17 protein-coding genes are annotated in these 24,454 nt (G+C 71.5%); 8 read left to right on the forward strand and 9 right to left on the reverse strand.

What is annotated here, in order from left to right; genetic code table 11:
• The first annotated feature begins 78 nt into the window (after nucleotides 1–78).
• Entirely contained in the window at nucleotides 79–2,160 is a 2,082-nt protein-coding gene (locus tag LPU61_RS06975; RefSeq protein WP_229404456.1) for a family 43 glycosylhydrolase, read from the forward strand.
• 62 nt (nucleotides 2,161–2,222) lie between these two features.
• Here the strand turns inward: LPU61_RS06975 and kduD are convergent, their stop codons facing one another.
• The 9 genes from kduD to LPU61_RS07020 form a co-directional block, all read right to left on the reverse strand.
• The gene (kduD, locus tag LPU61_RS06980; protein WP_229404457.1) at nucleotides 2,223–2,984 is read right to left on the reverse strand and encodes a 2-dehydro-3-deoxy-D-gluconate 5-dehydrogenase KduD; all 762 of its coding nucleotides are present in this window, start codon (nucleotides 2,982–2,984) and stop codon (nucleotides 2,223–2,225) included.
• Complete coding sequence (locus tag LPU61_RS06985; RefSeq protein ID WP_229404458.1) at nucleotides 2,981–4,006, reverse strand: zinc-binding dehydrogenase; 1,026 nt, start codon at nucleotides 4,004–4,006, stop codon at nucleotides 2,981–2,983. Before LPU61_RS06985 ends, kduD begins: the two co-directional genes overlap by 4 nt.
• A complete protein-coding gene (locus LPU61_RS06990; protein ID WP_043962960.1) occupies nucleotides 4,003–4,338 on the reverse strand; it encodes an L-rhamnose mutarotase in 336 nt (111 codons plus the stop codon). Before LPU61_RS06990 ends, LPU61_RS06985 begins: the two co-directional genes overlap by 4 nt.
• Nucleotide 4,339: 1 nt before the next feature.
• Nucleotides 4,340–5,245: an amidohydrolase gene (locus LPU61_RS06995; RefSeq protein ID WP_229404459.1), complete on the reverse strand. Its 906-nt coding sequence runs from the start codon at nucleotides 5,243–5,245 to the stop codon at nucleotides 4,340–4,342.
• Nucleotides 5,242–6,567, reverse strand: a complete 1,326-nt coding sequence (locus LPU61_RS07000) for an enolase C-terminal domain-like protein (RefSeq protein WP_229404460.1) — start codon at nucleotides 6,565–6,567, stop codon at nucleotides 5,242–5,244. The genes LPU61_RS06995 and LPU61_RS07000 overlap by 4 nt, the downstream gene beginning before the upstream one ends.
• A gap of 87 nt (nucleotides 6,568–6,654) precedes the next feature.
• Nucleotides 6,655–7,695 (reverse strand): ABC transporter permease, encoded by a 1,041-nt coding sequence (locus LPU61_RS07005; RefSeq protein WP_043962964.1) that lies wholly within the window; start codon nucleotides 7,693–7,695, stop codon nucleotides 6,655–6,657.
• On the reverse strand, nucleotides 7,688–9,229 hold the full coding sequence (locus LPU61_RS07010) for a sugar ABC transporter ATP-binding protein (RefSeq protein ID WP_043962966.1): 1,542 nt from the start codon (nucleotides 9,227–9,229) through the stop codon (nucleotides 7,688–7,690). Before LPU61_RS07010 ends, LPU61_RS07005 begins: the two co-directional genes overlap by 8 nt.
• On the reverse strand, nucleotides 9,226–10,296 hold the full coding sequence (locus tag LPU61_RS07015) for a sugar ABC transporter substrate-binding protein (protein WP_229404461.1): 1,071 nt from the start codon (nucleotides 10,294–10,296) through the stop codon (nucleotides 9,226–9,228). Before LPU61_RS07015 ends, LPU61_RS07010 begins: the two co-directional genes overlap by 4 nt.
• Nucleotides 10,297–10,393: 97 nt before the next feature.
• A complete protein-coding gene (locus LPU61_RS07020) occupies nucleotides 10,394–12,649 on the reverse strand; it encodes an alpha-L-fucosidase (RefSeq protein WP_229404462.1) in 2,256 nt (751 codons plus the stop codon).
• 519 nt (nucleotides 12,650–13,168) lie between these two features.
• On the opposite strand from LPU61_RS07020, the gene LPU61_RS07025 reads away from it, so the two are divergent.
• The 7 genes from LPU61_RS07025 (at nucleotide 13,169) to LPU61_RS07055 (ending at nucleotide 23,705) form a co-directional block, all read left to right on the forward strand.
• Nucleotides 13,169–13,762 (forward strand): TetR/AcrR family transcriptional regulator, encoded by a 594-nt coding sequence (locus tag LPU61_RS07025; protein ID WP_063838598.1) that lies wholly within the window; start codon nucleotides 13,169–13,171, stop codon nucleotides 13,760–13,762.
• A 34-nt stretch (nucleotides 13,763–13,796) separates the two neighbouring features.
• Complete coding sequence (locus tag LPU61_RS07030) at nucleotides 13,797–14,510, forward strand: hypothetical protein (protein WP_229404463.1); 714 nt, start codon at nucleotides 13,797–13,799, stop codon at nucleotides 14,508–14,510.
• Nucleotides 14,511–15,081: 571 nt separating this feature from the next.
• The gene (locus LPU61_RS07035) at nucleotides 15,082–16,452 is read left to right on the forward strand and encodes a glycoside hydrolase family 43 protein (RefSeq protein WP_229404464.1); all 1,371 of its coding nucleotides are present in this window, start codon (nucleotides 15,082–15,084) and stop codon (nucleotides 16,450–16,452) included.
• 40 nt (nucleotides 16,453–16,492) lie between these two features.
• Nucleotides 16,493–18,307 carry a family 43 glycosylhydrolase gene (locus tag LPU61_RS07040; protein WP_229404465.1) on the forward strand — a complete coding sequence of 605 codons (1,815 nt, stop codon included), beginning with the start codon at nucleotides 16,493–16,495 and terminating at the stop codon, nucleotides 18,305–18,307.
• Between the two features lie 156 nt (nucleotides 18,308–18,463).
• Nucleotides 18,464–19,660 carry a sensor histidine kinase gene (locus tag LPU61_RS07045; RefSeq protein WP_043962970.1) on the forward strand — a complete coding sequence of 399 codons (1,197 nt, stop codon included), beginning with the start codon at nucleotides 18,464–18,466 and terminating at the stop codon, nucleotides 19,658–19,660.
• The gene (locus LPU61_RS07050) at nucleotides 19,657–20,334 is read left to right on the forward strand and encodes a response regulator transcription factor (RefSeq protein ID WP_229404466.1); all 678 of its coding nucleotides are present in this window, start codon (nucleotides 19,657–19,659) and stop codon (nucleotides 20,332–20,334) included. The genes LPU61_RS07045 and LPU61_RS07050 overlap by 4 nt, the downstream gene beginning before the upstream one ends.
• Before the next feature lie 161 nt (nucleotides 20,335–20,495).
• On the forward strand, nucleotides 20,496–23,705 hold the full coding sequence (locus LPU61_RS07055; protein ID WP_255699949.1) for an efflux RND transporter permease subunit: 3,210 nt from the start codon (nucleotides 20,496–20,498) through the stop codon (nucleotides 23,703–23,705).
• Nucleotides 23,706–24,454 lie beyond the last annotated feature (749 nt).

A 24,454-nucleotide genomic window follows, 5' to 3' on the forward strand; every position in this document is an offset into this window, starting at 1 on the left:
AATGTGCTCGATGTGAGCGCTAACAGGAGTTGGTGTCGGCGGCCTTGGCCGTCCGTCGACCGTCCACGAAGGAGGGACATGGCACTCATCGAACAGGTCGTGCCGGGCGCGCGACGGCGTGGCCGGTTGCCCCGGGTCGCCGCCGCCATGCTGGCGATGCTGCTCGGCGCCGGGATCGTCGCGGTGGTGCCGTCGGCGGCCGTGGCCGCGACGGTGGACACCACCGCGTCGTACGTGTTGGTGAACCGCAACAGCGGCAAGGCGTTGGACCTGTACAACCAGGCGACCAACGACGGGGCGCGGATCACCCAGTGGACGCGCAACGACGGCGCCTGGCAGCAGTGGCAGTTCGTGGACTCCGGCGGCGGCTACTACCGGCTGAAGTCGCGGCACTCGGGCAAGGTGCTGGACGTCTCCGGCGCGTCGACGGCCGACGGCGCGGCGGTGGTGCAGTGGTCGGACACCAACGGCACCAACCAGCAGTTCCGCCTGGCCGACTCCGCGGACGGGTACGTGCGGTTGATCGCCCGGCACTCCAACAAGGCCGTGGAGATCCAGAACGCCTCGACCGCCGACGGCGGCAACGTGGTGCAGTACGCCGACTGGGGCGGCAACAACCAGCAGTGGCAGCTCGTCCGCGTCGGCGACCCCGGCACCCCCGGCGGCTCCAGCTACACCAACCCGGTCCTGTGGCAGGACTTCGCCGACGTCGACATCATCCGCGTCGGTGACGCCTACTACCTCTCCTCGTCCACCATGCACTACTCCCCGGGCGCGCCCGTGCTGCGCTCGTACGACCTGGTCAACTGGGAGTTCGCCGGTCACTCGGTGCCCCGGCTGGACTTCGGCACCAAGTACGACCTGCCCAGCTCCACCTCCCGGGCCTACGTCAACGGCATCTGGGCGTCGACGCTCAACTACCGCGCCAGCAACGGCACGTTCTACTGGATCGGCTGCATCGACTTCAACAAGTCGTACGTGTACACGTCGACCTCGGTCAGCGGCACCTGGCAGAAGCGCTCCGAGATCAACAACTGCTACTACGACGCGGGTCTGCTCGTCGACGACAACGACACGATGTACGTCGCGTACGGCAACAGCACCCTGCACGTGGCGCAGCTGTCGGCGGACGGCCTGAGCCAGGTGCGCACGCAGCAGGTGTACACCACGCCGTCGAACATCGGCACGCTGGAGGGCTCGCGGTTCTACAAGCGCAACGGCTACTACTACATCTTCGTCACCAAGCCGGCCAACGGGCAGTACATCCTGCGCTCGACCAGCCCCTGGGGCCCGTACGAGACGCGCCAGGTGCTGCTGAACATGCCCGGCCCGATCTCCGGCGGCGGCGTGCCGCACCAGGGCGGCCTGGTGCAGACCCAGAACGGCCAGTGGTACTACATGGCGTTCGTCGACGCGTACCCGGGTGGCCGGGTGCCGGCGCTCGCGCCGATCACCTGGACGGCCGACGGCTGGCCGCAGATCCAGACCGTCAACGGCGCCTGGGGCAGCAGCTACCCGTCGCCGCTGCCGGCCCGGCCGGTCGCGCCGATGACCGGCGCGGACACCTTCACCAGCACGACGCTGAGCCCGCACTGGGAGTGGAACCACAACCCGGACAACACGAAGTGGTCGGCCGGCAGCGGCCTGCGGTTGCAGACGGCCACCGTCACCAACGACCTCTACAGCGCCCGTAACACCGCGACCCGGCGCATCCAGGGGCCCACCTCCACGGCCACCATCGAGCTGGACTACTCGACCATGCGCGACGGCGACCGCTCCGGGCTGGCCATGCTCCGCGACTCCTCGGCCTGGATCGGCGTACGCCGTGACAACGGGGCCACCCGGGTGGTGATGACCAACGGCCTGACCATGGACAGCAGTTGGCGGACCACCAGCACCGGCACCGAGATCGCCAGCGCGGCGGTCAGCGGCGGCCGGATCTGGTTGCGGGCCAAGGCCGACATCAGGCCGGGCAGCGGACGGCAGGCGTCCTTCTCCTACAGCACCGACGGGGTGAACTTCGTCCCGCTGGGCAACGCGCTGACGTTGAACAACGCCTGGCAGTTCTTCATGGGCTACCGCTTCGCGATCTTCAACTACGCCACCCAGGCGCTCGGCGGCGCGGTCACCGTCCGCCGGTTCGACCTGACCACCCCGTGACAGACGCCGGGCCGGGGGCGACGCCCCCGGCCCGGCACCACGGCCTTGCGGCCCTCGGCGGCTCAGCGCGCGAGCCAGCCCCCGTCGACCGGGATGACGGCCCCGTTGACGTACGCCGCCGCGTCGGAGGCGAGGAAGACGGTGGCCCCGGCGAGGTCGTCGGGCCGACCCCACCGACCGGCCGGGATCCGCTCCAGGATCGCCCGGTTGCGCTCCGGCTGCTCGCGCAGCGCCCGGGTGTTGTCGGTGTCGATGTAGCCCGGCGCGATCGCGTTGACGTTGACCCCGTGCGGGGCCCACTCGTTGGCCAGCGCCCGGGTCAGGCCGGCGATCGCCGACTTCGCCGCCGCGTAGCCCGGCACCGTCACGCCGCCCTGGAAACTCAGCATCGACGCCGTGAAGATGATCTTCCCGCTGCCGCGCCGGACCATCTCCCGGCCGATCTCCCGGGCGAGCAGGAACGGGGCGGACAGGTTGACCTCCAGCACGTGGTCCCAGTCCTGCTCGGAGTGCTCGGCGGCGGGGGCGCGGCGGATCGTGCCGGCGTTGTTGACCAGGATGTCGACCGGTCTGGGCAGCTGCCCGAGCCGCTCGGCGAGCGCGCGGACGGCGACGCGGTCGGACAGGTCCGTCCGGTACGCCTCGAACGACCGGCCCTGGGCCGCCACCCGCCGGCCGACCTCGCTGCCGGACTCCTCCAACGCCGCGCTGACGCCGACGATGTCCGCTCCGGCCGCGGCCAGGGCCTCCGCCATGGCCAGGCCGATCCCGCGCCGGCAGCCGGTCACCACGGCCAGCCGGCCGCTCAGGTCGAACGGGTTCACGCCGCACCTCCACAGTCCACGAGGACCTTCACCTCGCCGCCGGCGGCGAGCGCCCGGAACGCCTCGGCCACCTCGGTCAACGGCACGATCCGGGTGATGAGCCGCTCGGCGGGCACCTGCCCGCCGTGCACCAGCCGGACGGCCTCGGCGTAGTCGTCGCGCTCGTACACCCGCACGCCGATCAGCTCCAGCTCGCGCCAGAAGACGCGGTGCAGGTCCACCGCCGGCGGGTTGGGGTGGATCGCCACGACCACCAACCGCCCGCGTACGGCGAGCAGGTCGGTCGCGGTGCGGACCCCGGCGGCGGAGCCGGACACCTCGAACACCACGGCGGCGCCGGCCCCGCCGGTCGCCTCGTGGACGTGCCGCACGACGTCGACCGCCGCCGGATCCAGGGTGCTCAGCCCGAGTTCGGCGGCGAGCTCGCGGCGGTGCGGGTCGAGTTCGAGCACCGTCACCTCGGCACCGACCGCCCTGGCGACCGTGCCGATGAGCAGCCCGACCGGGCCGGCGCCGATGACCACCGCGTGTTCGCCGGCGGCGAGCCGGGAGCGCCGCACGTCGTGCACGGCGACCGCGGTCGGCTCGACCAGCGCGGCGTGGGTCAGGGGCAGGTCCGCGGGCAGCGGCACCAGCAGCCGCGCGGGCACCGTCCAGGAACGCTGCATCGAACCGGGCGAGTCGATGCCGACGAAGTTGAGCCGGTGACAGATGTGGCTGTGGCCGGCCCGGCAGGCCGGACACTCGCCGCACCAGTCCAGCGGCATGACGGTCACCGGGTCACCGACCCGGTGGCCCTCGACGCCCGCGCCGACCTCGGCGATGCGGCCGGCCATCTCGTGGCCGATCACCGCGGGCACCCGGACCCGCCGGTCCATCGCGCCGTGCGCGACGTGCAGGTCCGTGCCGCAGATGCCGGTGTACGCGACGTCGATGCGCACCTCGCCGGGGCCGGGCGGCACGGGGTCGGCCTCGGCGACCACGAAGGTGTTGTCGCCGACGTACTGCGCGCTGCGGTTCACGACGCCTCCTCGGTCAGGTGCCAGACCTCGTGCATCGGGGCCCACCAGTGCCCCGAGCCGGGCTCGGCGAGCGACTCCTGGCACGGATCGGTCAGTTTCCACCACTCCCGCGTCTGCGGGTCCTCGGCGATGCGGCGCTGGTCCGCGTCGTGGTCCTCGCCGACGTACTCGTAGTAGCCGAACAGCAGGTCCCGGTGCAGGAAGATGCTGTAGTTGCGGATGTTCGCCTCGCGCAGCGTCTGTTCGACGCCGGGCCAGACGGCGGCGTGCAGCCGCAGGTAGGTGTCGCGGTGGTCCGGTCGCAGCCGGATCACCCAGCCGTAGCGTCGCACGTCATGCCTTTCCGGTGGGGTGTGGCTCCCCGGCCGGCGCCGGGGGGAGCTGCGCGACCCGCCGCGCCAGGTCGTAGGCGCGCACGGCGGTGCCGGCGAGGATCTCGTGCCGCTCCGCGGCCGACAGCGGGGGCAGCGCCGCCGCCAACGCCCGGGCCACGCCGGCGTAGTCCGACCGGAGCAGGCAGACCGGCCAGTCGGAGCCGAACATCAGCCGCTGCGGTCCGAACTCCTCGACCGCCACCTCGACGAACGGGCGCAGGTCGTCCGGCGTCCAGTCGGGCCCGGCTTCGGTGACCAGGCCGGACAGCTTGGCGGTGACGTTGGGGCAGGCGGCCAGGTCGGACAGCGGCCCGCGCCAGCGGCGCAGCCCCGCCCCGCCCTCGTCGATCCGGGGCTTGCCGAGGTGGTCGAGCACGAACCGCAGCTGCGGCAGCGCCCGGGCCGCCCGGGCCGCCGCCGGCAGCTGGTCGGCGCGGATCACCAGGTCGAACACGAGCCCGGCGGCGGCGAGCTCGGCGAGCCCGCGCCGCACGTCGGGCCGGTCGAGGTAGTCGGGGTCGGCCTCGCCCTGCACCTGCGAGCGCACCCCGGCCAGGTAGTCGCCGCCCCGCAGCCCGCGGTAGCGCTCGACGGTGGCGGCCACGTCGCCGGCCGCGACGTCGAGCCAGGCCACCACCGCGAGGATCGGCGCGGTGTCGGCGGCGTAGCCGAGGAACTCGGCGGCCTCGTCGGGGTGGCAGCGGCCCCCCTCCACCAGCACGGTGCCGTCGACGCCGGCCGCGGCGAGCTCGGCAGTCAGGTCCGCCGGGGTGAACGGCCGGCGGATGGTCGCCAGTTCGGGCGCGTCGAGCCACGCGTAGCCGCGTTCCGGCCGCCACAGGTGGTGGTGCGCGTCGATGATCATGACGTCGGCGCTCCCGCCGCCGCCGGCCGGCGCGTCCACTGCGGCCCGTCCGGGTAGCGGAAGTCGGTCACGGACGCCGCGACGATCTCCGCGCTCATCCCGGGCGCGGTGGGCGCCAGGTAGCGCCCGCCACTGATGCGTACCGGATCCACGAAGTGCTCGTGCAGGTGGTCGACGTACTCGATGGACCGGTCGTCGGTGCTGCCGCTGAGCGCGACGAAGTCGAACATGGCCAGGTGCTGCACCAGCTCGCAGAGCCCGACCCCGCCCGCGTGCGGGCAGACCGGCACCCCGAACTTCGCGGCGAGCAGCAGGATCGCCAGGTTCTCGTTGACCCCGGCGACCCGGCACGCGTCGATCTGCACCACGTCGACGGCGTCGGCCTGCAGGAGCTGCTTGAACATCACCGCGTTGTGCACGTGCTCGCCGGTGGCCACCTTCACCGGGGCGAGGGCCTTGCGCACGGCGGCGTGCCCGAGCACGTCGTCCGGCGACGTCGGCTCCTCGATCCAGTACGGGTCGAACGCGGCCAGCTCGCGCATCCACCGGATCGCGTCCGGCACGCCCCAGATCTGGTTGGCGTCGACCGCGATGCGGACGTCCGGCCCGACGGCCTGCCGGGCGATGCCCATCCGGCGGACGTCGTCGGCCAGGTTCCCGCCGACCTTGAGCTTGATCAGCCCGTACCCGTCGCGCACCGCCTCGGCGCAGAGCCGGGCCAGCTTCTCGTCGTCGTAGCCGAGCCAGCCGGGGGTCGTGGTGTACGCCGGGTAGCCCTCGGCGAGTAGCCGGCGCTCGCGTTCGGCCCGGCCGTCGTCGGCCTCGCGCAGCAGCGTGAGCGCCTCGTCCTCGGTGAGGGCGTCGCGCAGGTAGCGGAAGTCGACCTGCGCGACGAGCCGCTCCGGGGTGAGGTCGGCGAGCAGCTTCCACAGCGGCTTGCCCGCCCGCCGGGCGGCGAGGTCCCACACGGCGTTGACCAGGCCGCCGGCGGCCATGTGCACGACGCCCTTCTCCGGGCCCAGCCAGCGGATCTGGCTGTCGCCGACGAGCCGGCGGGCCAGCGCGCCCGGGTCGGCGGTCAGCTCGTCGACCGACTGGCCGACCACCATCGGGGCGAGCGACTGCACGGCCGCGACCTGGATCTCGGTGCCGCGGCCCACCGTGAAGACGAGGCCGTAGCCCGTGGCGCCCGACGAGGTCCGCAGGATCACGTACGCCGCGGAGTAGTCCGGGAACGGGTTCATCGCGTCCGACCCGTCGCGGTGCCGGGAGGTGGGGAATCGTACGTCGATGGTTGCTACGGACGTGATGCGCTCAGACACCTGAACTCCTGAAGGGATAGAACGTCGGCCGGGGTGCCCGGCTCGTGGGTCTGCCTCGCGACGGGCCCGCCCGGCGGGCCGGTCGTCTCACGTCTGCGCCTTCCCCCCGGTGATGCGGGAGACCACCAGGGCCACCAGGATGACGGCGCCGTTGAGGAAGTTGGTCCACTGCGCGGGCACTCCGGCGAGGGTCAACACATTGATGATCATAAACAGCAGCAGGACGCCGGTGAAGGCGCCGAACACGCTGCCCCTGCCGCCGTTGAGGCTGACGCCGCCGATCACCGCCGCCGCGAAGACCTGGAAGATCGCGCCGCTGCCCTGGGCCGACGGCACCGCCGCGAGCCGCCCGCTGATCAGCAGGCCGGCGAGCGCCGCGAGCACGCTGGCCACGATGAGCGCGATCCACAGCACCCGGTCGGTGCGGATGCCCGCCGCGCGGGCCGCGTCCTCGTTGCCGCCGATCGCGTAGAGCGCCCGGCCGGCACGGGTGTGACCCAGGACGACGACCCCGGCCGCGAACAACAGCAGCGACACCCAGATCGAGGCCGGCACCCCGAACCAGCTCGCGGAGCCCAGGTACGTCATCGACTCGGGCAGCGCGAAGAAGGTCTGCCCGCCGGAGATGCCGGTGAGCAGCCCGCGCAGGATGATCAGCATGCCCAGCGTCACGATGAAGCCGTTGAGGCCGAACCGGACGATGAGCAGCCCGTTGAACGCGCCGACGAGGGCGCCGACGAGCAGGACCACCGGAATCGCCCAGCCGTCCGGCAGCACGCCGAGCCCGAGGCCCCGGGTGAGCGCGGGGTCCACGATCAGCCAGGCGGCGATGCCGGGCGCCAGGCCGAACGTGGACTCCAGCGACAGGTCCATCTTGCCGGTGATCAGCACGATGGTCTGCGCGAGGACGAGGATGGCGATCTCCGACATGCTCTGCAGCACGTTGATGATGTTGTCGGAGCTGAGGAAGACCGGATTGACGATCGACCCGACGATCGCGACCGCGATGATCGCCGGCACCAGGGCCAGGTCACGCAGCCGGGCGATGGCCAGGCTCCGCGACGACGGCGCGGCCGACGGTGGGGGCGCCGGGGACGGCGTCTTGGTGGTGGACAGCGTGTCAGACATGGTGGAGGTCCACCCCTTCCATGGCGGCTACCAGATCGTTGTCGCTCCAGCCGTGGGCCATCTCGCCGACGACCCGGCCCTGGAACATCACCAGCACGCGGTCGCAGATCCGCAGATCGTCGAGTTCGTCGGAGACCACCAGCACGGTGGTGCCCCGGCTGCGCACGTCCTCGACGACGCCGAGGAGGGTCTGCTTGGACCGCACGTCGACCCCGGCGGTCGGCGTGATGAGGACCAGCACCCGCGGATCGCTGGCCAGGGCCCGGCCCATGACGACCTTCTGCTGGTTGCCGCCGGACAGGTCGGCGGCCGGCACGTGCGGCCCGGACGCCTTGATCGCCAGGCCGGCGATCGTGTCCCGGGCCAGGGCATCGCGCCGGGCCGACGAGATGAGGCCGTAGCGCCCGACGCGGTGCGGCACGGTCATCGTGACGTTCTCCGCGATGGACATCGACGGCACCAGGCCCTCCCGGTGCCGGTCCTGCGGCACCAGCCCCACGCCGGCGTCCAGCGCGTCGGGCACGCTGCCCGGGCGCAGCACCCGGTCACCGAGGGCGACGGTCCCGCCCGCCGGGCGGGCCAGACCGACGATCGCCTCGGCCACCTCGACCTTGCCGCTGCCGCCGCCACCGGCGATGCCGACGACCTCGCCCGCCCTGGCCTCCAGCGAGAACTCGGCGCCGGACGAGGTGACCAGGTCGCGCACCGACAGCAGCACCGGCGCGTCGGACGGCAGGGGACGATGGTCCGCCTCCGGCATCGTCACGTCCTCGCCGGTCATCGCGGCGACCAGCGCCTGGCGACTCAACTCGGCCACGTCCGCGGTGACGACGTGCCGGGCGTCGCGGAAGACCGTCACCCGGTCGCAGAGTTCGTAGATCTCCTGGAGGTGGTGGCTGATGAACAGGAACGTCACCCCGTGCGCCCGCAGGTCCCGGATCCGGGCGAACAGCCGGTTGATGCCCGCGGCGTCGAGCTGGGCGGTCGGCTCGTCGAGGATGATGAACCGGGCCCCGAAGGACAGGGCGCGGGCGATCTCCACGAACTGCCGCTGCTCGACGGTGAGCGTCGAGGCCGGCTGGCGTACGTCGACGTCGACCGACCACGTCGCCAGCAGCTGCTCCGCCTCCCGCCGCAGGCTCGACCAGCGGATCAGTCCGCTGCGCCCCCGCGCGTGCCGGTTGAGGAACAGGTTCTCCGCCACGGTGAGGGTGGGGATGATCGTCGACTTCTGGTAGACGCATGCGACCCGCTGCCGCCAGGCGTCGCGGTCGCCCAGCGGTGGCGCCGGACGCCCGTCGAAGGCCACCGCGCCGGCGTCGGCGGCCTGCAACCCGGTGAGGATGCTCACCAGCGTCGACTTGCCGGCGCCGTTGCGCCCCACCAGGGCGTGCGTCTCACCCCGGCGGACCAGGATGCCCGCCTCGGACAGGGCGAGCGTGGACCCGAAGCGCTTGGTGATGTTCACGGCCTCGACGACGGGCCGGCCGTCGCCGGCCAGCCCGTCGCCGGGGCGGTGCGGCGCGGCACTCATGCCTTACGGCCCCACAGCGACGCGTCGTCGAACTTCAGGGTCGGCTGCCCCGCGACCGGCGCGCCGTCCAGCGTCACCAGCGGCGCGGGGAGCTGGTCCTCGAGCAGGCCGTCGCGCACCTGGATGATGGTGCTGCCGTGCTCGGTGGGGCCCGGCTGGAACGTCTTGCCCTCGATCGCCGCCTTGGCGTACTCCAGCCCGTACCGGGCGTACAGGTCGGCGGGCTGGCTGACGGTGGCGTCGATCAGGCCGTCGCCGATGTTCTTCAGCTCCTCGGGGATGCCGTCGTTGGAGACCACGAAGACGTGCTTGGGGTCGGTCGGCGGCACCTGCAGGCCCCGCTGCTTGAGGATCTGCAGCGTGCCCGACAGCGCGAACGAGGACTGCATGTAGATGCCCTTGATGTCCGGGTCCGACGCGAAGCGGGTCTGCAGCTTCGACGCCGCCACGTCGGCCTTCCAGTCGGTGGCCTCGCCGAACACCTTGATGCCAGGGAACTCCTTGCCCATGCACTCGTTGAACGCCTCGGTGCGGTCCCGGCCGTTGATCGAGTCCAGGCCGCCCTGGAGCATGACGACCTTGCCCTTGCCGCCCAGCTTGGTGCCGAGGAACTGGCACGCCTTCGTGCCGTAGGCGCGGTTGTCGGCGCGCACCACCATGAACACCTTGCCGGTGTCCGGCCGGGTGTCGATGGTGACCACCGGGATCTTGCGGCTCTCCAGCTGGGCCAGGGTCGGCGCGATGGCGGCGGTGTCCTGCGGGGCCATCACCACCCCCTTGACGCCCTGGCTCATGAAGGTCTGTGCGTTCGAGATGAGGTTCGCGACGTCGTTCTGCGAGTTGGTCGTCTTCACCTCGACGCCCAGCTCCTCGGCGGACTTCGGCACGTACTTGATGTACGAGTTCCAGAAGTCGGTGTCCGAGCGTGGGTAGTCGACCCCGACGAGCGGTTTGCCGCCGCCCGAGGCGGCCCCGTCGCCCGCCTGGTCGCCGCAGCCGGCGGTGAGGGCGGCCGTCGCGCCGAGCAGCAACGTCAGCCCGGTGCCCAGCAGGTTCCTTCGGTTCATCGTGTTTCTCTCCGTCCCTGGGGAGTGGTCGGCGCGTGCGCCGCCGCGACCCGTGGGGATCGCGGCGACACACGCGCCGGGTGGTGTGCTGCGGGGATCAGGCGGTGGTGATGGTCCAGAGCAGGTTGGTGCTGCCGTCCCAGCTCCACTGCTTGACGGTCGAGCCGGAGGCGACCTGGCCGCCGCCGTCGAGCACCAGCCCGGTCGCCCGGTTGGCGATCCGGTACCGCCGGTTGCCCTGGTCGGTGACCTGCCACTGCTGGCTGTTGCCGCCGTTCCACGCCGCCTGCTGGGCGGCGGCCCCGTTCGTGGTGAGGCCGAAGCCGTCGACGACCATGCCGTTGGTGCGGTTGACGATCCGGTGGTAGCCGGTGCCCAGGTCGACGAGCTGCCACTGCAGGTTGGCGTTGCTGTCCCAGGTCCACTGCTTCAGCGGCGAGCCGGAGGCGACGTTGCCGCCGCTGTCCAGCGCCAGGCCGTTGGTCACGTTGACGATCCGCTGGTACGTCGCCGGGTTGAAGGTGACCCGCAGGGAGGCGATGGCGTCGTTGTTGCCGGTGTTGCGCAGGTCGGCGTTGTCGCCGGTGAACGTCCAGCTGGTGCCGGAGAAGTTGTCGTTGGCGTACCCGACGAGCTGGTGGCCGGCGGTGACCCGCACCGACGAGATGGTCCGCAGCCCGATGCCGGCGGACTGCAGCTGCGCCGCCGGGTAGCTGCCGACCAACAGGTTGGCGCCGCCGTCGTAGCCGGTGTTGACGTAGACGCTGACCGGCGCGGAGGTGGTGGGCCCACCGCCGGGGGTCGGGATCGTCCCGTTGAAGGTCAGCTTCACCACGTACGCGGGCGCGCTGAACGGCGCGCTCGCCGACGGCAGGATGATCCGCAGCCCGTTGGCGTCCTGGGTGCGGGTGGGCAGGTTGACGTAGCTGCCGGCGGTGGTGTCGAGCAGCTGCACGCCGGCCAGCGAGCTGAGGTTGATCCGGCTGGACGAGAGCGTGGTGATGTTGACGGAGCTGCCCGGCCAGCCGAGGATCGTCGCGTACAGCACGCGGTTGTCCTTGCTGCGGGTGAACCGGATGTCCTGGGGGGTGCCCGCGCGCGGCTCGGTGAAGGAACCGCCGCCCATCTGGGTCGGGCCCTCGCCGTACGTCGTCCAGGCCCGGGTGGAGTAGACGGACTCGCCGAAGCGGCGCAGGTAGTCGCCGATGCCGCGCAGGATCGTCTGCTGCCCGGACGGGATCGTGCCGTCGGCCATCGGCGCGATGTTGAGCACCATGTTGCCGTTCTTGCTGACCCGGTCGATCAGCGAGTGCAGCATCTGGTTGAGCGTGTAGTAGCCGATCCCCGTGGTGTAGCACCAGCTCGAGCTGCTGATGCTGTCGTCGGTCAGCCAGTAGGGGGTGCGCAGGTCGGCCGGTCCGCCGCGCTCGTAGTCGAAGACCGCGCCCCCGGACTCCAGGCCGTCCTTGTAGGTGGCGACGACCTCCTTGTCCCACGCGACGGCCCGGTTGTAGTAGTACGCCAGGAACTTCAGCCGCTGCGCCTCGCTGATGCGGCGCAGGTCGAAGTCCTGCCAGATGATGTCCGGCTGGGACTGGTCGATGATCTCGCGGAGCTTGTCGTACCAGAGCTGCTCCTCGGCGGCGGTGCCGAGCTGGCCGTAGAGCTTGCGCAGGCTCGCGTCGGACTGCTGCGGCGCCCACTGGTAGAAGCCGGTGAAGTTGAACGCGTGGTGCATGGCGACCAGGACCTTGAGGCCGCGGGCCCGGATCGCGTCGGTGTGCAGCTTCAGCAGGTCGAGGCGGGGGCCCTTGGCGACGGAGTTCCACTCGTTGACCTGGCTGTTCCACATGGAGAAGCCGTCGTGGTGCTCGGCGACGGGCCCGGCGAACTTCGCCCCGGCGTCGACGAACAGCTGGGCCCACTCGTTGGGGTCGAAGTTGCCGCCCGCAGACCTGAGCTTGGGGGCGAACTGGACGAACCGGCCGGCCTTGTCGTTGGCCCCGTTGATGAAGTTGTGGTACGGCCACACCGACGGGTCGCCGTAGACGCTCTTGTGGTGGTTGTTCTCGCCGGAGCCGTTGTTGTACATGTTGCGCGGGTACCACTCGTTGGCGAACGCGGGGACGCTGTACACGCCCCAGTGGTAGTAGATGCCGAACTTGGCGTCCTGGAACCACTCGGCTGCGGCCGGGTGCTGGCCGACCGAGGCCCACGACTCGGAGTAGCTGGTGGGGCCGGGGATGGCGGCCGAGGCGGGGAACGGGCGGATCAGGCCGTCGGTGGCGGCGGCGGCGCCGGTGACGCCTAGGGCGGCCAGCAGGGAACGTCGGGAGATCGAGGGACGGGACATGGAGCTCCCTCCAGAAGGCGGAGTGGATGATGGTGGCGGTGGTGGTGGTCTGGCGGCTGCCTGTCTCACGGCCGAGACATCAGACGTTAAAGGTTTCCGGCGCGTAACGTCAATGGGTCTGGATGTCCGGCAAGGTAGCGTTTTATCCCGAGCGCGCAGCTGTACTGGGCACCTCAAGGCGCCGATACGTCAGATCAATGCCGGCCGGCATGAGCGCCGCGTCGCTCTGCGGTACGGCATCGTATGAACGTTAACATCGAAGGTGTTGCGTTTCACGGGCTGCGTCGGCATCGGAGGGGTCTCGGATCTCTCCGCCGTGCGCCTCGCGACAGCCCACCCCGCAGACGCGGCGAACTGCCCGGCCGCGCATCTTCGACCGCCCGGAAGTGTCTGCGGCGGGGTCGCGTCGTTGCGTACGCAGGCCTGGTAATGCTTGTCGGGCCGGTGCGAGCCGACGGTGGGGATCGCCGTCGATTGGGAAGGGCGGGCCGAGGGGTGGAGGCGAGCGGGCTGGGTGAGGTGGGGCCTCGGCGGCGTCCGGGCGGCCGGGCGGCGGCGGTGGTGGCCGCCGTGCGGCGGGCGGCCGTCGAACTGCTGGAGGAGGTGGGGTACGAGGGACTGGTGCTCACCGACGTCGCGTCTCGCGCGGGGGTCAACAAGACGACGGTCTACCGGCGCTGGCCGACCCGGGTCCAGTTGGTGTCCGACATCCTGCTGGCCCAGGCTGCCGAGCAGGTCGGGACTCCCGACACCGGTGACCTCGTGGGAGACCTGTGCGTCCTGTTGGCGGACGTCGCGGCGCTCCTGCGCACCCGGGCCGCGCGGGCCGTCCTCGCGGCTCTGGTGGCTGGCGAGTCGGATCCGGCCGTGGCTGTCGCCCGCGACGCCTTCTGGGCCGAGCGCTTCGGCCGCAGCGCGGTGATCGTCGAGCGGGCCGTCCGGCGGGGCGAGCTGCCGCCGGGAACGGATGCGCGCCTGTTGCTGGAGGAGGCCAGCAGCCCGGTCTACTTCCGGCTGATGTTCACCGGCGAGCCCGTCGGCCCGGCGGACATCGAGTTGTTCGCCAGGCGGGCGGCGGAAACAGCCAGGGCGCGGCCCTCCAGCCGCCGGTAACATGGCAACCCTAGTTGCTTTAGTGGGGGGCGCCATGGTGAAGGTCGTCGCGGAGATCGGCGGGCATCGGGTCGACCGCGCCGCGATCCTCCGCTGGGAGGACCGCCGCATCGACGCCGCCGCCAGCAAGCTCGGTGTCCCAGCACCCCGGCCCGGGGACGTCGCCGGACGACGCGAGGCATTTCTGCGCACCAAGCTCGACCTTGGTGCCGAGGAGATGTCGCGGCGCCTCGCCCGCGATACCCGGATGGCCGACCTGGTCGCCCGCGCCCAGGCCCGGGTGAGCGACCGCCGACGGTTCAGCGTGACCGACCTCAGGGTCGACGCCGGCAACGCCGCCGCGTTCACCGCGTGGTTCGAGGACGCCACGAACTCCTCGGACGAGGCCGCGATGATGCGGGCCTGCCCCGACCACTTCGTGCTCCGTCTCGGCTCCGCCGGGCAGGAGGTCCTGGAGACCAACGGGGCGAGCCCGTTGGCCGCGTTCTTCGTCATCGACTACGGCGACCTCTCCAGCCTGCGTATTCCCGCTGACCCCGCCTTCCCGCACCAGATCGCGGGGGTGGCGCGTGCCTCGAACGGCAGGGCGATCGGGGGCGTGCGCCACCAGTTCCGCGACACCGGCGACGGGTTCGACGCCCGCCTCACCGTCGAGTTTCCGCTGCCGACGCTGCCCGCCATGGTCGCGGGTCACCGGTGGCACCTCGCGTGCGAGTTCGCCAACTGGATCGAGGCGGCTTCCGCCTGAGCGGCCACCGGGCCATGGCGGCTTCCACCCGTGGGTGAGCGTTCACAACGCGCGACGAAGCGGGGGAGTTGCCCGGCTTCTCGGTCCGACCGGCGGCCGGGCCGACTCGCGTGGCCTGGTGTGAGCGATAACATCCCGGTGTCCGGTGGCGGGATGGTGCGGCTCGACCGCGTCGCGTGCTGCAGCGGGTGCGCCACCGAGGGGGTCCAGGTTTCCGCCTTGCATCCGTGCTGTTAAATCTTGACGGGCGGCTATGTTATCGCTCACAGTTGTGGGAACGCCGGCCGGCCCAGCCTCCTCCGGTCATCGCAGGAAGCTGACCCGGAGGTGGCAGGTCACCTGAGAGCGCTCACGCGCCCGCATATCGGCGCGCCCGTCCAGAGCACGTGTCGGGGTCGGCACGGAGGGGCGCAGCGGGCTGACAGCGCCCTCGTCCACCCCTGCCCTCCGTTCCCCGTCGGATCCGGTGGCCTGTCGAGCCGGCGCAACCCGTCCTGAAAGGAGATGCCCCGTGTCCGAAAAGGCTGTGGCGCGAGGAGCGCGAAGAAGATCGAGGCCGCTGCGTGCGTCGGTGCTGACGGTGGTGACCACGCTGCTGGCGGCCCTCGCAGCGGTGGTCGTCGCCCCCGCGCCCGCGATGGCCGCCGACTCCGCCTACGTGATGGCGTACTTCAAGGAGTCCGTCAGCGGGGCCGGCAACGTCAACAGCGTGCACCTGGCGGTCAGTTCCGACGCGTTGGAGTGGACGCCGCTCAACAACAACGAGGCGATCCTGACGCCGACGGTCGGCACCCGGGGCATCCGCGACCCGTTCCTGTTCCGGCTCAACGACGGCACCTGGGTGCTGGCGGCCACCGACATCCCGGTCGGCGGCAACTTCTGGGCCCCGAACCCGAACATCCACATCTGGACCTCGCCCGACCTGGTGAACTGGTCGTCGGACCGCCTGCTCAACATCAACTGGCCCAACCCGAACTCGTTCACCTGGGCCCCGTCGATCTACTGGGACGCGTCCCGCAACCAGTACGCGATCACCTACTCGACCGTGCCGGCCGGCTACACGTACTCGGTGATCATGGTCGTGTACACGAGCAACTTCACCACCGTCACCTCGCCCGTGGTCCTCTTCGACGGCGGCCCGAGCGGTGTCATCGACTCGCACGTCGTCACCGGCGTCAACGGCATGAACTACCTCTACTACAAGAGCAACTCTCCCTCCACCTTGTACGGTGCGCGGTCGACGTCGCTCAACCCGGGCAGCTTCGTCCGCTACACCAACGGCACCGGCGGTGGATGCATCGAGGCGCCCACGGTGGTCAAGTCGCTGAACTCGTCGACGTGGTGGCTCTGGGGCGACACGTTCTGCCCGAACAGCGTGTTCCTCGCCTGGCAGGGCGACATCGTCGCGGGCACCTGGACGGCGGTCAACCAGCGCAACTACACGCCCCCGCTCAACGCCAAGCACAACTCGATCCACCCGATCAGCGCCACCGACCGAGCGAACCTGCTCAACCGTTACGGCGGCACCACCCAGTGGAACCGGATCAAGTCCTGGACCAACCCCGGGTCGTACGTCCGCCACGCCAACGGCGTCGGCCGCGTCGACGCGATGCCGTTCGACCCGTACCAGGATTCGCAGTGGCGGATCGTGCCGGGGCTCGCGGACCCGGCCGGGGTGTCGTTCGAGTCGGTGAACCAGCCCGGACGGTACCTGCGGCACTCGAACTACAGCATGGTGCTCGCGGCCAACGACAACACCGCGATCTTCCGCGCCGACGCGACCTTCTACCGGGTCGCCGGCCTGGCCAACTCGGGCTGGTCGTCGTTCCGCTCGTACAACTTCCCCACCAGGTACCTGCGGCAGCAGGGCAACCAGCTCTACATCCACGAGATCACCACCGCCACCGAGCGGGAGAACGCGACCTTCCGGGTCGGCTACTGACCGCGTCGCCGGCCCCATACACCACCACCAGGAGATGACGATGACAGTCGCAAGCCCCCCCGCGACCAGGGCCCGGATCAGACGCGCCGGCGCCTGGCTCGTGAGCCTGTTCCTGATCGCGACGCTGCTGCCGGGGAGCCCGGCCCACGCCGACAACCCGATCGTGCAGACGATCTACACCGCTGATCCTGCGCCGTTGGTGCACAACGGTCGGGTGTATCTGTACACCGGGCATGACGAGGACGGGTCGACGTACTTCACGATGAAGGACTGGCGGGTGTTCTCGTCGGCGGACATGGTGAACTGGACTGATCATGGTTCGCCGATGAGTCTGGCGACGTTCTCGTGGGCGGAGTCGGATGCGTGGGCGGGTCATGTGGTGGCTCGGAACAACAAGTTCTACTGGTATGTGCCGGTGAAGCAGCGTGGCGGCGGCATGGTGATCGGCGTCGGGGTGGCCGACAGCCCGACCGGTCCGTTCCGGGACGCGATCGGTCGTCCGTTGGTCGGTAACGGTGAGATCGATCCGAACGTGATGATCGACGACGACGGGCAGGCGTACCTGTACTGGGGTAACCCGAACCTGTGGTACGTGAAGCTGAACCAGGACATGGTCTCCTACTCGGGTAGCCCGACGAAGATCCCGTTGACCACGGCCGGGTTCGGTACCCGTACCGGTAACGCGAGCCGTCCCACCTTGTACGAGGAGGGGCCGTGGGTGTACAAGCGCAACGGTCTGTACTACAACGTGTTCGCGGCGGAGTGCTGCTCGGAGTTCATCGGTTACTCGACGGCGCCGGGTCCGACGGGGCCGTGGACGTATCGGGGGACGGTGATGCCGCGGCAGGGCGGTAGTTTCACCAACCACCCCGGCGTGATCGATTTCAATGGTGGGTCGTACTTCTTCTACCACAACGGGGCGTTGCCCGGTGGTGGTGGTTTCACCCGGTCGGTGGCGGTGGAGAAGTTCTCCTACAACAGTGACGGCACGATCCCGAGCATGAACATGACCACGACGGGGGCGCCGCAGGTGGGCACGTTGAACCCGTACGTGCGGCAGGAGGCCGAGACCATCGCCTGGTCCGTCGGCGTCGAGACGCAACCCGCCAGCGGCGGCACGCAGAACGTGTGGTCGATCAACAACGGCGACTACATCAAGGTCAAGGGCGTCGCGTTCGGCACCGGGGCGGCCTCGTTCACGGCCCGGACGGCGTCGGCGACCAGCGGCGGCACGATCGAGCTGCGGCTAGACAGCACCACCGGGCCCCTCGTCGGGACCTGCCGGGTCGCGGGCACCGGGGGCTGGCAGACCTGGGCCAACACGTCGTGCGCGGTGACCGGCGCGACCGGCACCCGCGACCTCTACCTGCGGTTCACCGGCGGCAGCGGCGACCTGTTCAACCTCGACTGGTGGCAGTTCACCGCCGGGACCGGCACCACCACGTCCTACCGCGTCACCAACCGCAACAGCGGGCAGGTCATCGACGTGCAGTCGCCCAACCTGAACGACCTGGCCGTCATCGGCCAGTGGACCAGCAACGGCAACGCCTGGCAGCAGTGGAGGTTCAACGACGCCGGCAACGGCAACGTCACCCTCCAGAGCGTCAACAGCGGAAAGTGCGCCGACGTGCTCGACTTCTCGACCGCGGACGGCGCGCGGATCGTCCAGTACACCTGCCACGGTGGGGCCAACCAGGTCTTCACCTGGCGGTCGACCGGCGACGGCTACTACCAGCTGGTCAATCTCAACAGCAACAAGTGCCTCAACGTGGTCGGCGGCTCGACCACCCCGGGCGCTGCCCTGGAGCAGCGGACCTGCGGCTCCGCGACCAGCATGCAGTGGTCCCGCGCCTGACGGCCTGAGACCCGCCCCGGTGGGGTCGGCGCCGATCTTCCGCGCCGGCCCTGCCGGGGCGCCCCGCGCCCGCCGTCCGCTACCACGGCTGCGGTAGGTGGGCGTACCACGCTCGGCAGACGCTGGTGGGCCGGGCCGCCCGGTAATGTGATCTTCATGGACGAACCGGGCGCTCACCAGTCGCCGGCCTGGTGGCGGACGCACCCGCGCGCACACGACGCGCTGCTCGGCGCGGCCGTCGCGGCGCTGATGCTCGTCATGACGCTCGTCGGCCGGCCGGGGGAGACCGAGGGCCGCCCGTTGGCCTGGCCCGACGCGTTGGTCGCCGGAGCGGCCTTCACGCTGGTGCTGGTGCGCCGCCGGTGGCCGCTGCCCGTCCTCGCCGTCTCGGCCCTGCTCGCCGCCGGCGCCGTCGCCGCCGGCGGGCAACCCCCGGCCTTCCTCGTGGTGACCGCCGTCGCCGCCTACACCGTCGCGGCGCACACCAACCGACCCACGGCCTGGCTCGCCGGCGGGGGCGCGGCGATCGTGGTGTACGGCGCGGCCGTGGCCTGGACCGGCGAGGGCTGGCTCGGCCCGCCGCTCGGCGTGGCCGCCTGGATCGGCATGGCCACCGCGATCGGCGACGCCGCCCGCATCCGTCGCGCGTACGTGTCCGCCGTCGAGGAGCGTGCCCGCCGCGCCGAGCGGACCCGCGAGGAGGAGGCCCGCCGCCGGGTCGCCGAGGAGCGGGTGCGGATCGCCCGTGACCTCCACGACGTCGTCGCGCACCACATCGCCGTCATCAACGTGCACGCCGGGCTGGCCGAGCACAGCGTGCGCACCCGGCCGGACCAGGCGGCGGCCTCGGTGGCACACGTGCGACAGGCGGCCAGGACCGTGCTCGACGAACTCGCCACCATCCTCGCCCTGTTGCGGCAGAACGGCGACGCCGACGCGCCCACCGAACCGGTGCGCGGCCTGGCACAGCTCGGGGAGCTGCTGGACTCCGTCGCCGCCGCCGGCCTGCGGGTCGAGCACCAGCAGGTCGGCCAGGCGCGGCCGCTGCCCGCCGCGATCGACCAGGCCGCGTACCGGATCGTGCAGGAGGCCCTCACCAACGCGCACAAGCACGGCACCGGTGACGTGGCCGGCCTGCGGGTCGAATACCGCCCCGACGACCTGGTCATCGACGTCGGCAACCCCACCGTCTCCGGCCGCCCGCGGCCGGACCCCACCGGCCACGGCCTGATCGGCATGCGTGAACGTGCCGTCGCCGTCGGCGGCACCCTCGCCGCCGGGCCTGCGGGCCCGCGCCGTTTCCACGTCCGCGCCGTGCTGCCCAGCACGGCACGCCCCGGAGGCACCCCGTGACCATTCGCGTGCTCCTCGCCGACGACCAGGCCCTGATCCGCACCGGCCTGCGCGGCATCATCGAATCCGTGCCCGACCTGGAGGTGGTCGCGGAGGCGGCCAGCGGCCGCGAGGCGGTCCGACTGGCCAGGTCGGCGCGCGCCGACGTGGTGCTCATGGACATCCGCATGCCGGAGGTCGACGGCCTCCAGGCGACGCAGCTCATCACCGCCGACGAGGACCTGGCCGGGGTGCGGGTGCTCATCCTCACCACGTTCGAGCTCGACGAGTACGTCCTGGGGGCGCTGCGGGCCGGGGCGAGCGGGTTCCTCGGCAAGGGCGCCACCCCCACCGAGCTGATCGAGGCGATCCGGACCGTCGCCAACGGCGACGCGCTGCTGTCCGGGAAGGCCACCCGGGCGCTGATCGCCCGGTTCCTCACCAGCGGCGACCCCGCCCCGCCGCCGGACACCACCGTGCTCAACGTGCTCACCGACCGGGAGCGGGAGGTCCTCGCCCTGGTCGCCCTCGGCCTGTCGAACGACGACATCGCCACCCGGCTGCACCTCGCGCCCTCCACCGCCAAGACGCACGTCAACCGCGCCATGGCCAAGCTCGGCGCGCGGGACCGGGCGCAGCTGGTCGTGGTCGCCTACCAGAGCGGGCTGGTCAGGCCCGGGGACGCCACCCCGTAGGGGGCGCGGCCTTCGCCGGCGGTACGGCGATGGGTGGGAATACCACATTTGCGGTAGCGGACCGACCGCAGCTGGACGATGCCAACCGCGTCCATCCGCCCGGAGACTTGCGCAGGCGCCCTGCGCGTCACCGAGTCGTCTAGCCGCGAGCGAGGTCGCTGGTGTTGTTCCTGTCCCGGGTCAGTCTTGCGAACCGGAGGCTGGTGGCTCTGCTCACCGCTCTCCTCGTCGCCCTGGGGATCTACGTGATCCCGTCGCTCAAGCAGCAGCTGCTGCCCGACCTGTCCTTCCCGGCCGTGACCGTGGTCGCCGCCTACCCCGGCGCCGCGCCGGAGGTCGTCGAGGAGCAGGTCACCGGCCCGATCGAGAAGGCCGTCGAGGGCCTCGACGGGGTGGAGAGCACCACCTCGACCTCGCAGCAGGGCTCGGTGCAGGTGATGGTCTCGTTCTCGTTCGACAGCGACATCGACCAAGCCGCCAGCGACGTCGAGCAGGCCGTCTCGAAGATCTCCTCCGCGCTGCCGGCCGGCGTCGACCCGCAGGTGCTCACCGGCAGCACGGCCGACCTGCCGACCATGGTCCTGGCCGCCACCTCCGGCGGCGACCAGCATGCGCTCGCCGCCGCCCTCGACGAGAAGGTCGTGCCGGCGCTGCGGGCGGTCGACGGCGTCAACGACGTCGCCATCTCCGGCGTACGCGACCGGATCGTGACCGTCACGCCGGACACCGCCGCCCTGACCAGGTCCGGGCTGACCACGCAGTCGATCGTCACCGCGCTGGGCGCCCTCGGCGGCACCTCGTCGGCCGGGCAGATCACCTCCGACGGGCGCAACCTCAGCCTGGCCGTCGGCCAGCCGGTCACCTCGCTGAGCCAGATCCAGAACCTGTGGCTGTCGCCGGCCGCGTCCGCCCCCGGCGGCGGTAGCACGACGGGACCGGGCGGCCCCGCCGCCGCGCCCGCACCGGCGGCCCCGTCCGGCACCGCTGCGGGCAAGCCCGTGCAGCTCAAGCAGGTCGCGACCGTGGCTCTCACGGACGCCCCCGTCACGTCGATCACCCGCACGGACGGCAAGCCCAGCCTCGGCATCTCCCTCACCATGGACCATGGCGGCAGCAGCCCGAACATCTCCGACGACGTCCGCGACCAGCTGCCGCAGCTGCAGGCCGCGCTCGGCGACGACGCCCGCCTCGTCGTCGTCTCCGACTCGGGGCCGGGGGTCAAGGAGGCGGTCAACGGCCTCGTCGAGGAGGGCGCGCTGGGCCTGCTCATGGCGATCCTCGTCATCGTGCTGTTCCTGCGGTCGGCCCGCGCCACCGTGGTCACCGCCGTGTCCATCCCGCTGTCGCTGCTCGTCGCGCTCATCGCGGTGTGGCAGCGCGACTACTCGCTGAACATCCTCACCCTCGGCGCCCTCACCATCGCCGTCGGCCGCGTCGTGGACGACTCGATCGTGGTCCTGGAGAACATCAAGCGCCATCTCGGCTACGGCGAGGAGCGGGCCACGGCGGTCCTGTCGGCCGTCCGCGAGGTCGCCACCGCCGTCACCTCGTCCACGCTCACCACCGTGGCGGTGTTCCTGCCGATCGCGCTGGTCGGCGGGTTCGTCGGCGAGCTGTTCGGCTCCTTCTCGATCACCGTTTCCGCCGCGATGCTCGCCTCGCTGCTGGTGTCGCTCACCGTCGTCCCGGTGCTGGCGTACTGGTTCCTGAAGGCACCCGCGGACGCCGTCGGCGTACCGGCCGACGAGTACCGCGCCCGGGTGGAGGAACACGAGCGGCGGGGCCTGCTGCCGCGCGTCTACCTGCCGGTCATCCGCTGGGCGGTCGGCCACCGCAAGACCGTGCTGGCCGGGGCGCTGGCCCTGCTGGCCGCCACGGTCGTGCTGGCCGGGAGCCTGAAGACCACCTTCATCGGCGACTCCGGCGAGGACTCCATCGGGGTCACCCAGACCCTCCCGGCCGGCACCGACCTGGCCACGACCGACGCGGCGGCGAAGAAGGTCGAAGGGGCCCTGGCCTCGGTCGACGGCGTGGAGTCGTACCAGGTGGTGATCGGCTCGTCCGGCGGGTTCTTCGGCTCGCGTACCGCCAACAACGTCTCCTACACCCTCAACCTGGCCGACGACGCGGACAGCGCGACGGTCAGCGACGCGGTGCGCGACCGGCTCGCGGCCATCACCGACGCCGGTGAGCTGAAGCTCGGCGGCGGCGGACCCGGCGGTGGCGGGCCCGGCGGCGACAGCACCATCTCCGTGTCCATCCGGGCCGACGACGACCAGGCCCTGAGCCAGGCCACCCGGCAGGTGCAGGAGGCCCTGGGCGGCGTCTCGCAGGTCACCGACGTGGAGAGCGACCTCAGCGAGAGCGCTCCGCAGATCAGCGTCGTGCCCGACGGCCAGGCCGCCGCCCGCTACGGGCTGAGCACCACCGCGATCGTGTCGGCGCTGCGGCAGTCGGTCGAGGGGACCACCGTCACCCAGGTAACCCTCGACGGCGCCCCGCGCGACGTGCTCGTGCGGACGACCGACGCCGGGCCGGACAGCCTCGCCAAGGTGAAGGCGCTCGTGCTGCCCGCCGGCACCGCGACCGTACGCCTGGACCAGGTCGCCACCGTCAGCCGCGTCGACGGGCCCGTGCAGCGCACCCACGTCGACGGCGAGCGGACGAACACCGTGACCGCGACCCCGGTCGGCGACGACACCGGCGCGGCGAGCAGCGCCGTCACCGACAAGCTCGAGACCCTCACCCTGCCGGCCGGGGCGAGCTACGAGATCGGCGGCGTCACCGCCGACCAGAGCGAGGCGTTTTCCCAGCTCATCTTGGCCATGGCCGCCGCGATCGCCCTGGTGTTCCTGATCCTGGTGGGCGTGTTCCGCAGCATCCGCCAGACCCTGATCCTGCTGGTGTCCATCCCGTTCGCGTTCGTCGGCGCGTTCGCCCTGCTGCTGGTCACCGACACGCCGCTGGGCGTCGCCGCGCTCATCGGCATCCTGATGCTGATCGGCATCGTCGTCACCAACGCCATCGTCCTGATGGACCTGGTCAACCAGTACCGCGAGCGGGGAATGAGCGTCGCCGAGGCGGTGGTGGAGGGCGGTCAGCGCCGGCTGCGCCCGATCCTGATGACGGCCTTGGCGACCATCTTCGCCCTCCTGCCGATGGCGCTGGGCATCACCGGCGCGGGCGCGTTCATCTCCACCCCGCTGGCCGTCGTCGTCATCGGCGGTCTCGTCACCTCGACCCTGCTCACCCTGGTCCTGATCCCGGTTCTCTACACGATGGTCGAGGGCCGCCGGGAACGCCGCCAGGCCCGCAGGAACGGTCCGGTGCCGCAGCCCGAGGATGTGCCCGAGCCGGTCCCGGTCGCCTGAGGACCCCAGCCCTCGCGCCCCGGCCGGTACGCGGATCACGCGTACCGGCCGGGGCGCGGCCCAACCGCTGGTCGGCCCCGCCGTCGCAGGCCCGCAGGACGATCTTGGTGTGAGTGGTACCCGGGGCGTAGGCGTCGAGGCATGCCTCGTCGAGGCCCGTCGATCCACCTCCCGGACGACGTGATGTTAACGTTCACTTCGCTGCCAAGCGTGGCGCTCGTCTTTGCTTCTGTCAACGCTCGCATAGATGGATGTCGAGCGAGGTGGCCGTCGCGGGCTGTCGGCCGGCGGAGCTCGGGCCTTGCCGCCGTCGCCGGCCGGTGGTGCGGCGGATGGCGTGGTGGTGGCGGAAATCGTCTATTGACATCGACGTTCATCGACCTGTTACATGGGGTGGCCGGGGAATGTTATCGGTAACACTACCCTGTCGGGCCCCGTCGGCCGGTGCCACGACGCCTCCACAGGCGTCCCGCGTGCACCGGCCCCGGACAGCCACGACACCCGGCGAGCGCAGACAACGACTGCCCGGTACGCGCCGCCGGCTGGACGAACTCCAGCCGCGTCGCGGGGCGACCCGGCGTGCCCGCACCACGGGCGGGCCCCGGTGCCGGCCCGGGGACGCGTCGGCGGGAGGCCCGCAGTCCGGCCGGGTGCGTGACGTGCGCGGGCAACGAGCAGCAGCGGCCCCAGCCGGCCGCCGGTTCCACCGTCCCCACCGCAGAGCTTCGGCTCCGACCACCAGAAGGGAT

The organism is Micromonospora sp. NBRC 110038, from assembly GCF_020884815.1.
In the GTDB taxonomy this organism is placed as follows: domain Bacteria; phylum Actinomycetota; class Actinomycetes; order Mycobacteriales; family Micromonosporaceae; genus Micromonospora; species Micromonospora haikouensis.